Origin of the sequence: Thermicanus aegyptius DSM 12793 (genome assembly GCF_000510645.1) — a bacterium.
Taxonomy (GTDB): Bacteria; Bacillota; Bacilli; order Thermicanales; family Thermicanaceae; genus Thermicanus; species Thermicanus aegyptius.
Genome location: NZ_KI783301.1, coordinates 3,410,386 through 3,422,623, shown reverse-complemented (window position 1 = coordinate 3,422,623; position 12,238 = coordinate 3,410,386). Strand labels below are relative to the sequence as shown.

The window sequence follows — 12,238 nt, the reverse complement described above, 5'->3', positions numbered from 1 at the left end:
AAGGAGGATATCGGGATGCCCTACGATGTGGATCAGGTGATTCACGGATTTTTACTCCAAAAAAAAGCATATGTGGAAGAGATAAAGTCGGAAGGTCTCCTTTTCGAACACAAGAAAAGCGGGGCCAGACTTCTCGTCCTCTTAAACGATGATGAAAATAAAGTCTTCTCCATCACCTTTCGTACACCGCCGGCGTCGAGCAACGGACTCCCCCATATTTTGGAACACTCCGTTCTCAATGGTTCCCGGAAATACCCTGTGAAGGAACCGTTTGTTGAGCTGGCCAAAGGTTCCCTTAACACCTTTCTCAATGCCATGACCTACTCCGATAAAACCATGTATCCGGTGGCCAGCATGAACGATAAAGATTTCCGAAACCTGATGGATGTATACTTGGATGCCGTCTTCTACCCCAATCTGGTCAACGATCCCGAGATTTTGAAACAGGAGGGTTGGCACTACGAGTTAAAAGAACCGGATGGGGAGATAACTTACCGAGGGGTTGTCTATAACGAGATGAAAGGAGCCTTCTCTTCCCCGGAATCGGTTCTCTTCCGCAAGATCCAGGAATCTCTTTTTCCGGATACCCCATACCATTTTGAATCGGGAGGAGACCCGGATGTAATTCCCACCTTAACCCAGGAAGAGTTCGTTTCTTTCCATCGTACCTACTATCATCCCTCCAACAGCTACCTTTTCCTCTATGGGAAACTAAATCTGGAGGAACAGTTAGAATACCTGGACCAGGAATATTTATCCCACTTTGACCGGAAAAAGATCGATTCGGCCATTCCACTCCAGAAGCCCTTTTCAGAACAGAGGGAGGTAAAGGCGGAATACTCCATCTCTTCTACCGAAAAGGAGCGGGATAAGAGCTTTTTAAGCCTCAATTTTGCCGTTGGAACCTCTACCGACGAAGAAAAAAACGTAGCCTTTGACATTCTGGAATATATGTTGTTGGAGACGCCGGCGGCTCCCCTAAAGAAAGCCCTGATCGAAGCGGGATTGGGAAAGGATGTCTTCGGTTTCTACGATTCCTCCATACGGCAGCCGGTCTTCTCCATCGTGGTTAAAAACACCAATCCGGAAGAGAAAGAGCGGTTTCAGCAGGTGGTTTGGGACACCCTGAAGGGACTGGTGAAAAACGGGATTGACAAAGAATTGGTCGAGTCCGCCATCAACCGAAAGGAATTTACCTTGCGGGAAGCGGATGCCCGCAACTATCCCAAGGGGCTGATTTATAACATCCAGGTCTTTAATTCTTGGCTGTATGACGAAGACCCCCTCCCTCCCCTCCAATATGAGCAACCCCTCTCTAAGATCAAGGAAGGGGCGAAAAATCGTTATTTTGAAACCTTGATCGAAAAGGATCTGTTAAACAATCCCCACCGGACCCTGTTTCTCCTCACGCCGAAAAAGGGATTAGAAGAAGAGAAAGCGAAGGAGACGCGGGAGAAATTAAAGGCGTACAAAGCCTCTCTCACGGAAGAAGAGAGGAGGGAGATGGTTCAAGAGACAGAGTCTCTTCTTAAGCGGCAGATCACACCGGATGATCCGGAGCAGTTGGCCAAGATCCCCCTTCTCTCGCTGGAGGATGTGAGAAAAGAGGCGGAAATTCCCGCGACGGAAGAAAGGCAGGAAGGCAATTTTAACGTTCTCTATCACCCGCAACAGACCAATAAAATCACCTATGTAAACCTCTACTTCGACCTTGCCCGGGTGGATCAGGGGCTTCTTCCCTATGCGGCACTCCTTGCCGGAATCTTAAGCAAGGTCAGCACGGAAAACAATTCGTATGAGCAGCTCTCCAATGAGATCAACCTTCATACCGGGGGCATTCAATTTGCAACAGGCGTCTATCAGGATCACCGGCAGGAGAGCCTCTTTCAATCCAAATTGATCGTCCGGGGCAAAGCATTAACCGATAAAGTGCCGAAATTGATCAAACTGATCGAAGAGATCCTTTTTACATCCCGCTATGATGAAGAGAAGAGGTTAAAGGAACTTCTCGAAGAAACCAGGTCGAGGATGGAGATGGCGCTCTACGATCGGGGACATATGATAGCCGCCACCCGCCTTCTCTCCTATTTCTCCCCAGGGGCAAAAGTATCGGAGGAGACGGGGGGAATTGCTTTCTACCATTTCGTCTCAGGGCTCCTTAATGAATGGGAAGGCAAAAAGGGCGAGATCGGCCGGAATCTGAAGAAGGTAGCCGAGAGCCTCTTTACCAAAGAGAACCTCCTCATCAGCGTTACGGGAGGGGAAGAGGAATATAAAAGCGTGGCCGAGTCTCTTCCCGCTCTGGAGGCAGCACTGAAAGAGGGAATGCGGCGAGGAGAACCATTCCGCTTTCAAGATGAAAAAGGGAACGAAGGCTTAATGACCGCCGCCAAAGTTCAATACGTGGCCAAGGGATATAACTTCAAAAAATTGGGATATGACTATTCCGGCAGTATGCAGGTGCTTAAGACGATCCTGAATCTCGACTATTTATGGAATAAGGTGCGGGTACAGGGAGGCGCTTATGGCAGTCTGGTAGGGATCGACAGGAACGGCAATATATATTTCGCCTCTTACAGGGATCCCAATTTGGAGGAAACCTTAAAAGCTTACGATGAGATGGTGCAGTACGTTCGGAATTTCCAGGCGGATGAACGGGAGATGACCAAGTATATTCTGGGAACCATCAGTCGACTTGACACCCCGTTAAGCCCATCCATGAAGGGGGAGAAGGGGGATGCCCTCTACTTCTCCGGGCTTACGAAAGAAGAGGTGCAGAAAGAGCGGGATGAAATCCTCTCCACCACCGTGGAGACAATCCGCCAATATGCCGATCTTCTGGATCAGGTCCTCAATGAGAAAGTGATCTGCGTGTTGGGAAATGAAGAAAAGATCCGGGCCAACCGGGCCTTCTTCAATCGACTGGTGCAAGTATTAGACTAAGGAATTCAAAGAGAGGCATATTCCTTCTATATCAAGCGTGAATCACCGATGACGATAACCGATGATCGGTTGTCCCGAATGAAAGCGCTGAATGAGAAAGTAGAGGCGTTACACATGCTCGCAGGTACCTTTGCATATTTGAAAGTGGAAAGGGAGGTCTCCTTCGGCTACTTCTTAAGCGACGGGAGGGAAGAGATCCTTCTTCACCGTCGGGATTTGAATCGGGAGGTCAAGGTGGGGGAAGAAGTAAAGGTTTTTCTTTTTCATGATCATGAAAACCGCCTGGCCGCCACCACCTATCCTCCCAAACTGCTGGCCGGGGAGAGGGGCTGGCTTACCGTGAAGGCGATTCATCCCTCCCTCGGCCTTTTTCTCGATCAAGGAATTCCAAAAGAACTCTTTCTTCCCAGAGGGGAATTGCCTCGGGAGAAAGAATGGTGGCCGAAAGAGGGGGACCTTCTCTTCGTTCGGGTGGAGCGGGACCGAGAAGGGCGAATGCTGGCTCGTTTGCAAGGGATCGGCCATTTGCCCGAAATTCTTCCTGCTCCCCAAACGCTTCACCATAAGGAGGTAGAAGGGGTGGTGGTAGAGATCGGAGAGAGGGGTGCATTTCTCTTTACCGATGAAAAAATGCTGGGTCTCATCCACCCGAATGAGATGCTCTCTCCTGTAAGATTGGGAGAACGGTTAAAAGCCCGAGTCACCTACATCCGAGAAGATGGCAGGATCAATCTCTCTACGAAGCCGAGCAAAGAAAGGAGCCTCTTCCAGGACGCAGAAAAGATCTTAGGCATCCTAAAAGAGCGAGGTGGGAAAATGCCCTTCGGAGACGGGAGCGATCCGGAGGTGATCCGGGCTATCTTCCAAATGAGTAAGGCCGCCTTTAAAAGGGCGTTGGGAAAATTGATGAAAGAAAGGCGCATTCGGCAGGAAGGGGGTTGGACCTTCCTCATCGAGGAAGGGGCTTCCCATTACGAGGAGAAAGCGGTGGAAAGCGTCGAAACAGAAGAACGAAGAGCGTACGCTGAAGAATGATGGGCCCCTTTGGACGAGGGAAAAGGCCGCATGGGCATAGAATGAGAGGGAGTCCAACATCCCTTGAGTACATCCCAACTGGAGGAGGGATGTTATTTTTTTTGGAATTCTTCTATTCAATCAGGGGAAGGATCAATAGTTGCAAAAAATGTCGGAAGAAGCAGATATGCTATAATAGAGCTGTCCTTGTAGAAAGGGGGCAAACCATGGAAGAGCATCAAATCATGGAAAAGCATCAAATCGCAGAACTCCCCCGACGATGGGGAGGAAAGCGATACTATACTTGGAACTCCTACCTTCGCCATCATTTTGGTATGAAGGTTTTTAAAGTGATGTTGGATGGAGGTTTTACCTGTCCCAACCGGGACGGGAAGGTAGCGATAGGAGGTTGTACCTTTTGCAGTTCCAGAGGCTCCGGGGATTTTGCAGGGAGACGAAGGGATGACCTTTCGAAACAATTCAGAGAGGTACGGGATCGGATGCATAGGAAGTGGCCGGAAGCCAAATATATCGGCTATTTTCAGGCATTTACCAATACCTATGCCCCTGTGGAAGAATTAAGGGAGATGTATGAGACGATTTTACAGGAAGAAGGAGTGGTGGGCCTCTCCATTGCTACCCGTCCCGACTGCCTACCGGATGATGTGGTTGAACTCTTGGCTGAACTTCATTCCCGCACCGAGTTGTGGGTTGAATTAGGGCTTCAGACCATCCATGAAGAGACCGCCCGGTTGATTAACCGGGGGCATGATTATCCCACCTATGTTGAGGGAGTCAAGAAACTGCGCCGCCACGGAATACGGGTGGTAAGCCACATTATCCTCGGCCTTCCCCAGGAAACAAAAGAGATGATGATGGCTACGGCGAGGGCGGTAGCCGGCTTAGATGTGCAGGGGATCAAGATCCATCTCCTTCACCTGTTGAAGAAGACCCCGATGGTGAAGCAGTATGAGCAGGGGGTAGTCCGCCTCATGGAGAAGGAGGAGTATGTAAAGCAGGTGGTGGATATCCTGGAGATTCTCCCTCCGGAGATGGTGATCCACCGCTTAACCGGCGATGGCCCCCCGGATCTTTTAATCGGGCCGATGTGGAGCCGAAAGAAGTGGGAAGTATTAAACGCCATCGACCTTGAATTGGTGCGGAGAAACAGCTGGCAAGGGAAATTTTACCGCAGGGTAGAGGAGACATATGAAACAAAAGAACTTTTATAAGAAGTGGGAGGAAGGAGGGGCCGGGCATGGGACTGAAAAACTTTATCACGGTGGAGGGGATTGAAGGGGCCGGAAAGACGACCGTTTTACAGCGGTTGAAAGAGGAGTTGGAGAGGAGGGGGAAGAGAGTCCTTCTCACCCGGGAACCGGGAGGAGTGGCGATCGCCGAAGCGATCCGCGCCATCCTCCTTAATCCCGAGCATAGGGGAATGGATGCCATCACGGAAGCCCTCCTCTACGCGGCTTCACGCCGGCAACATCTCGTGGAGAAGGTTCTTCCCGCCTTGAAAGAGGGAAAATTGGTTCTCTGCGACCGTTATGTAGACTCCAGCCTGGCTTATCAAGGATATGCCCGGGGGCTAGGGATGAAAGAAATTCTGGACTTAAACCGCTTCGCGATCGGTGAGGCCTTTCCTTCCCTTACCCTTTATCTTGACCTTCCCCCGGAGGTGGGGCTTTCCCGGGTATATCGGGATGGGGAAAGGGAGGTAAATCGTCTTGATATGGAATCGCTCCAGTTTCATCGCAAGGTAAGGGAAGGTTACCTGGTCCTGGCCGATCATGAGCCTGAGAGAATAAAGGTGATCGATGCCGGCGCTTCTCTAGAAGAGGTGGTTAAGGTTTCCTTACAATTGCTCCTCAATCATGTAAGCCAGGGGAGAGAATAGGCGGTTCAAACTTTCCATGAGACTAAGAAGATCGGCTCAGACATAAGCGCAGGCGCTCCTTACTTTGTTTCAGGGGTCTTGTTCCTCTCGGAAGCGAGCACTCCCCCGTGGGCATAGGTGTCCGGTTTCATGTCCTCTAAAAAGAGATGGATGCGGTCCTTAGGCACAGCTAAGGTTTCGGCAACCACGGCCGTTACTTTTTCCACCAGTTCTTTCTTAAGCTCCGGGCTCCTTCCTTCCAACATCTTAATCGTGATGAAGGGCATACGGATTCCTCCTTTTTTATCTTATTTTTTGCCCACCCTTTATTTTACTCGATTTGCGCGCGAAAATCCTCCTTTTTTTATCCTCCCGATCATACGAGCAAAGACTCACCGGTGGAACAGAAATCTCCTTTTGACGAAGGGCGAATGGAGAGGGTAAGATGAGGGTGGAAGATGCGCCCAATGAGAAGTGGTTAGGGGGCGCATCATCAGATCGATCATCAAAAGGAGAGACCATGAAGGAGGCCATCATGATGAAAGCAGCCATCGCTGTAGATGTGGGCGGGACTTATTTAAAGCTGGGGCTCATCCATGAAGAAGGGAGGATCTTAACCTCTCTTTCCATTCCCACGCCGGTGGGGGAAGGGGCAGATGCGATCCTGCACAAGATTTCGGATGGGGTGAAACAGATTGCCGCCTCTTCGATCGCCGAAGGTGTGGAGATCCTGGGAGTAGGACTAGGGATACCCGGATATGTTTTAAAAGATCGAGGATTGGTTACCCAGGCGGTGAATCTGCACTGGAGAGATTACCCTGCTAAAGAAAAGCTGCAGCGCCTGATCCCCTATCCGGTCTTTATGGATAATGACGCCAACCTGGCCGCGCTGGGGGAAATGTGGAAAGGGGCAGGAGTGGGGGCAAAAGAGTTGATCATGGTAACCCTAGGAACCGGTGTTGGAGGCGGGATCCTCATCCATGGTGAAATCGTGAGCGGGGTAAATGGGATTGGCGGGGAGATCGGCCATATGCCGGTCCGTCTCGACGGAGAAAGGTGTAACTGCGGCCGGTTTGGGTGCCTGGAAACGGAATCCTCCGCCACGGCGATGCGGAGAAAAGCTGTAGAAGCACTCCAACAGGGGAGAGAATCTCTTCTTCGCAAAGTCTATGAGGAAAGAGGGAGAGTTACGCCCAGGGATATGGCGGAAGCGGCGAGTGTTGGAGATTCTTTAGCCCTCGAAATCTTTGATTCGGCTGCCTATTCTTTAGCCTTCGCCTTGGGTGCCCTCATCAATTCCCTTAACCCGGAACGAATTTTGATCGGGGGCGGGGTTTCCGCCGCAGGGGAGCTGTTGATGAACCCGTTACGGAAACATCTGGAGCGTTTTGCGCTTCCGGAGGCGCTCGAAGTCCTCACGTTGGAGATTGCAAAATTAGGAAACGATGCCGGTATGATTGGAGGGGGCTATCTGGTCTTTCAATCGGTACAAGCCCTCTCCTAAAGACTCCACACAGTCTTCCTCCACTCTAAACGAGCGGGTACCGATCCTACTTTTTCTTCCGCCTTATTCCCACCATTCTTTCACCCGGTCCCACAACGATTTCTTTGGAGTTTTCTTCTCTGTCTCCTTTTTTTCTTTATCAGGGGCAGGATGCTTTGTGCAGTAGGTGGTCGGTTCGGTCCCGGGAATAAAGTACAGCAGTTCGGCATCGGGACAGTTCACCGTCGCCAGCTCCCCGGTTTCCGGGTCGATATATGCTGAGATTAAACCGTCCGGTAAGGGAAAGAGCATCGGGGGAGAGGAAGACAACGCCCCTTCCATGAAATCGGCCCAAATATGTTTAGAACGGTAGGAATCCACATCAGAGAGGGGTTGGTTCTTATCAAATCCTACCCAGACCGCGGCGGCCAACTGGGGTGTAAATCCGATCATCCATCCATCATAGGGTGTGGATCCTGTCTTCCCGGCGACCGGACGTTTTAGATCGCCTGCGATGCTGTACGCCGTCCCTCCTTTTTCAAAAACGGCCTGCATCAGGCGAATCAGGATCGATACATAACGGGAATCGGCCACCTTCTTTTTTTCCTCAGCGGCGGAGTAAATCACCTTCCCGTTCCGATCCTCGATGCGGGCAACCAGGATCGGCTCCACTTTTTCCCCTGCATTGGCGATGGTGGCATACGCCGTAACCATCTCCATGGGGGAGAGGGGGATGCTTCCCAAGGGGAGGGAGGGGATTGCTTGTAAAGGAGTTTCGATGCCTAACTCCTTTGCTCGGTTTACCAGTTTTTCCGGTCCAATGGTCATGTGGGTGGTGATGGCGTAGATGTTATCCGATTTTTTGATCGCTTCCAACATCGTGATATAATCATTGGCATACTCCTTATGATAATTATTCGGGCTGTATAACTTTCCTTCGTATTGAAAAACGGTCGGTTTGCTTTCGATCTTGGTTAAAGGGGTCATTCCATTTTCGAGGGCGGCGAGATAAAGGAAAGGCTTAAAGGTCGATCCGGGTTGCCTTTTCGCATAAACCCGGTTGTATTGGCTCTCGTCATAATCCCTTCCGCCCACCATCGCCCTTACATATCCGGTCCCGGGCTCGATGGCGACGAGGGCAACCTGTAAAGGCTGCTCTTTGGGAAGGCGTTTGGCCACCGCTTCTTCCGCCTTTTTTTGCGTCGGCAAAGAGAGGGTGGTGTAAATTCGATATCCTCCCTTGTTTAAGTCGGAAGGAGTGAGGCCCAGGTTCCGGTCGATCCATTCCAGCACCGCATCCCGGAAGTAAGGGGCGAGGCTTACCTTTTTAGGCGCTCCTTTGATCAGGTGGATCTCTTCTTGATAGGCGCGGTCTGCCTCTTCCCGGGTGATATAGCCGTTTTCCACCATGGCATTTAAGACGAGGCGCTGCCTTTTCTTTGCGTTCTCGAAATGACGATAAGGTTCATAATAGGTGGGGCCCTTGGGAATCCCCGCTAAGAGAGCCGCCTCGGCGAGGGTTAACTCTTTGGCCGATTTGCCCAAGTAGGTATGGGAGGCGCTTTCGATGCCATAGGCCGAGTTGCCGTAATAGATTTGGTTTAAATACATCTCCAAGATCTGATCTTTGGAATAATTTAATTCAAGCTGGATGGAGAGGAGAAGCTCCCGGAGTTTTCGCTCCCAGGTTTTATCGTGGCTAAGGTAGAGATTCCTTGCCAACTGCTGGGTAATGGTGCTCGCTCCTTGAACCATCTTCCCTTCCTGGAGATTGATTAAGAGAGAAGCGGCTATCCGCTTGGGATCGAAGCCGAAATGTTGGTAAAAATACCGATCTTCAATGGCGATGGTGGCGTTCCGTACGGCAGCGGGGATTTGATCGAGGGGTACCGTTTGCCGATTGATTCCCTGATGAAGCGTCTCTAACAACTCTCCATCGGCGGTGTAGAGGAAACTGCTCTCCTCCACATCGGCAGGAGGGAGAGGCTGGGATCCGAGATAGAGGACGAAAAAGAGCCCCCCCAAGATCATAAGGAGAAAAGAGAGAATGATCCCTTGAACCAGTCTTACAATGAAGCGGATCATTATGCCACCACCTTTTCCTTCACTTAACAGTATGGAAAAGATTGGCTTTGCTTATACTTGATTTTCCGAAGAGATGGGATATAATTTTATCCGTTGCAATGGGACAGGTAAATTTTCCGGGAAAGTGAGGATGGAGAGATGGAGTTGTGGTTCACGGAAAAACAGACGGAGCATTTCGGCATTACTGCACGGGTGCGTAAGACTCATCATACGGAAGAGACTCCCTATCAGAAACTGGACATGCTGGAGACGGCAGAGTTCGGGAATATGCTGGTGTTGGACGGCATGGTGATGACGACGGAGAAGGATGAGTTTGTTTATCACGAGATGGTAACCCATCCGGCCCTCTTTACCCATCCCCATCCCAGGAAAGTACTGGTTGTCGGTGGAGGGGATGGAGGGGCGATCCGTGAGGTATTAAAGCATCCTACGGTAGAAAAGGCGGTATTGGTGGAGATTGACGGCAAGGTGATTGAAACCTCCAAGAAATATCTGCCCACCATCTCCGGCAAACTGGAGGACCCGCGTGTAGAGGTGATCGTCGATGACGGCTTTATGCACATCGTGAAGGCAAAAAATGAGTATGATGTGATCCTTGTCGATTCCACCGAACCGGTAGGTCCGGCCGTGAAGCTTTTTGAGCGGGGTTTTTACCAGGGAATATATGACGCCCTGACCGACGAGGGAATCTTTGTAGCCCAGACGGATAATCCCTGGTTTAAAGGAGACTTGATCCGTAAAGTTTTTCAGGACGTGAAAGAGATTTTTCCCATCACCCGCCTTTACACCGCCAATGTCCCCACCTACCCCAGCGGGTTGTGGACCTTTACGATGGGATCCAAAAAACATGATCCCCTTGGGGTAAAAAAAGAGTCGATCCGGGAGATTGCGACAAAATATTACACCCCTGCTCTCCATCATGCCTGCTTTGTCCTGCCCCGTTTCGTAGAAGAGCTTCTGAAGTAAGGAGGGTGCTCCATGCGGTTTGACGATGCTTACTCCGGCAATCTTTTCATCGCCAGCCGGCAGGATTATGATAAGGCACAGGCGGTTTTATACGGGATGCCGATGGATTATACCGTCAGCTTTCGTCCCGGCTCCCGTTTTGGCCCGGCCCGCATCCGAGAGGTTTCTATCGGGCTGGAAGAGTATAGCCCTTATTTGGATAAAGAACTTTCGGAAGTATGCTACTTCGATGCCGGAGATATCCCCCTTCCCTTTGGGAATCCGGGAAGGAGCCTTGCCCTCATCGGGGATTTTGTCGCAAAACTCCTTGACGATGGGAAATTTCCGTTGGGACTAGGGGGAGAGCACCTGGTCACCTGGCCGATCATCGAGAAGGTATACGCGCGCTATCCGGATTTGGCGCTGATCCATGTGGATGCCCATGCCGACCTCCGGGAAGAGTATGAGGGAGAGCCGCTCTCCCACTCTACTCCGATCCGGAAGGCCGTTCACCTTTTGGGCGGAAAAAACGTCTATTCCTTCGGCATTCGCTCCGGGACCAAGGAGGAATTCCGCTTTGGCCGACAGGAGATGAATTTCTTCCCCTATGAGGTTTTGGCACCGATGCAGAAGGTTCTCCCTTCCTTGGCAGGCCGACCGGTCTATGTCACCATCGACATTGATGTCCTCGATCCCGCTTTCGCGCCAGGGACGGGTACGGCGGAGGGAGGAGGCATTACTTCCAAGGAGATGCTTGCCGCCATCCACGCCATCGCTCGCTCCCAGGTAAAGGTGGTCGGGGCCGACCTCGTGGAAGTGGCCCCCGTCTACGATCCCACCGAACAGACGCAGATCCTGGCTGCCAAAATGGTAAGGGAAATGCTGCTCGGGTGGGTAAAATAGAAAAGAGAAAAAGCGACGCTTCCCCCTATCGAGGGAGGCTTTTTCGTTTTGATCAAGATGAGAACAGGAATGTAACCCCTTTCAATAGGTGGAGCTAATTCTTCACAATATGTTTATATCTTTTTGAAGAAAATGTGAAGAAATTCACAAACCTATGGAAAGTATTCTTGAAGCGAAGTATAGTAAGGGTGTAAGAAGTTCTTCAAAAAGATGGCCATCTTCAAGGAGAATGGATTTTCATCTGAACCATTTGAGCGATCAAACGTTCATTATCCAAAACTCAAAAAAAATCATTGGGGGGATGTAAGATGGTACGTTGGTTGCGCGAAAATGTATATGCATCCTATGTATTGCTGGTATTGCGCCTCTACCTCGGGTATGAGTGGTTGTCGGCTGGATTTGAGAAGCTGACGGGAGGATTTGATGCAACCGGATTTTTGATGGGTGCCGTGAAGAAGGCCACAGGGGATCATCCGGCCGTGCAAGGCTGGTGGGCTGGTTTCCTCCAAGGATTCGCCATTCCAAACGCCGGACTTTTCAATGTTCTCATCCCAATCGGAGAAACACTCGTTGGTTTAGGACTTATCCTTGGATGCTTAACCACAGCGGCGGTATTCTTCGGCATGGTGATGAACTTCGCTTTCATGTTCAGCGGTACCACCAGCACCAACCCGCAAATGGTTCTCCTCTCCATCTTCGTCATCGTGGCCGGTTTTAATGCCGGAAAGATCGGGTTGGACCGTTGGGTTATTCCTTACATCAGGCAATGGGCCGCCAACACCTTTAAGAAAGAAGGGGCTAGGGCGTAGCGGACCGTTTCCGAGCGAAAAATCGGCTGCATCGCTTCCACAAAGTGCAACAGGGAAAAACGCATCGTTTTTAGGAATCCGCCGAGAGGGCATCGCTTTCGCCCCTCCTCGGCGGATTTTTTTTATCGATCCTCCCCTTCATGCTTATAGAAATATTTTTAACCTTATGGTAATATA

Annotated in this window: 10 protein-coding genes; 8 read left to right on the top strand and 2 right to left on the bottom strand. The window is 50.7% G+C overall.

What is annotated here, in order from left to right; all coding sequences use genetic code 11:
- Nucleotides 1–15 precede the first annotated feature (15 nt).
- From THEAE_RS0118100 to tmk, 4 genes are all read left to right on the top strand, one after another.
- Complete coding sequence (locus THEAE_RS0118100) at nucleotides 16–2,943, top strand: insulinase family protein (RefSeq protein WP_028988397.1); 2,928 nt, start codon at nucleotides 16–18, stop codon at nucleotides 2,941–2,943.
- 48 nt (nucleotides 2,944–2,991) lie between these two features.
- Nucleotides 2,992–3,978, top strand: a complete 987-nt coding sequence (locus THEAE_RS21690) for a CvfB family protein (RefSeq protein WP_052330154.1) — start codon at nucleotides 2,992–2,994, stop codon at nucleotides 3,976–3,978.
- A 206-nt stretch (nucleotides 3,979–4,184) separates the two neighbouring features.
- A complete protein-coding gene (mnmL, locus tag THEAE_RS0118090) occupies nucleotides 4,185–5,189 on the top strand; it encodes a tRNA modification radical SAM protein MnmL/YtqA (protein WP_005584177.1) in 1,005 nt (334 codons plus the stop codon).
- A gap of 26 nt (nucleotides 5,190–5,215) precedes the next feature.
- The gene (gene tmk, locus THEAE_RS0118085; RefSeq protein ID WP_005584178.1) at nucleotides 5,216–5,857 is read left to right on the top strand and encodes a dTMP kinase; all 642 of its coding nucleotides are present in this window, start codon (nucleotides 5,216–5,218) and stop codon (nucleotides 5,855–5,857) included.
- Nucleotides 5,858–5,916: 59 nt separating this feature from the next.
- Here the strand turns inward: tmk and THEAE_RS0118080 are convergent, their stop codons facing one another.
- Entirely contained in the window at nucleotides 5,917–6,123 is a 207-nt protein-coding gene (locus tag THEAE_RS0118080) for a 2-hydroxymuconate tautomerase (protein WP_028988395.1), read from the bottom strand.
- A 158-nt stretch (nucleotides 6,124–6,281) separates the two neighbouring features.
- Between THEAE_RS0118080 and THEAE_RS0118075 the strand changes: the two genes are divergently transcribed.
- Complete coding sequence (locus tag THEAE_RS0118075) at nucleotides 6,282–7,340, top strand: ROK family glucokinase (RefSeq protein WP_052330153.1); 1,059 nt, start codon at nucleotides 6,282–6,284, stop codon at nucleotides 7,338–7,340.
- A gap of 63 nt (nucleotides 7,341–7,403) precedes the next feature.
- Here the strand turns inward: THEAE_RS0118075 and THEAE_RS21685 are convergent, their stop codons facing one another.
- Nucleotides 7,404–9,404, bottom strand: coding sequence for a transglycosylase domain-containing protein (locus tag THEAE_RS21685; RefSeq protein ID WP_039944548.1), 2,001 nt, complete (start codon nucleotides 9,402–9,404; stop codon nucleotides 7,404–7,406).
- A 138-nt stretch (nucleotides 9,405–9,542) separates the two neighbouring features.
- Here THEAE_RS21685 and speE point away from each other — a divergent pair, with 138 nt between their 5' ends.
- From speE to THEAE_RS0118055, 3 genes are all read left to right on the top strand, one after another.
- A complete protein-coding gene (speE, locus tag THEAE_RS0118065) occupies nucleotides 9,543–10,370 on the top strand; it encodes a polyamine aminopropyltransferase (protein WP_005584947.1) in 828 nt (275 codons plus the stop codon).
- Between the two features lie 12 nt (nucleotides 10,371–10,382).
- Nucleotides 10,383–11,252 (top strand): agmatinase, encoded by an 870-nt coding sequence (gene speB, locus THEAE_RS0118060; RefSeq protein WP_005584946.1) that lies wholly within the window; start codon nucleotides 10,383–10,385, stop codon nucleotides 11,250–11,252.
- 308 nt (nucleotides 11,253–11,560) lie between these two features.
- Nucleotides 11,561–12,061 carry a DoxX family membrane protein gene (locus THEAE_RS0118055; RefSeq protein WP_028988393.1) on the top strand — a complete coding sequence of 167 codons (501 nt, stop codon included), beginning with the start codon at nucleotides 11,561–11,563 and terminating at the stop codon, nucleotides 12,059–12,061.
- Nucleotides 12,062–12,238 lie beyond the last annotated feature (177 nt).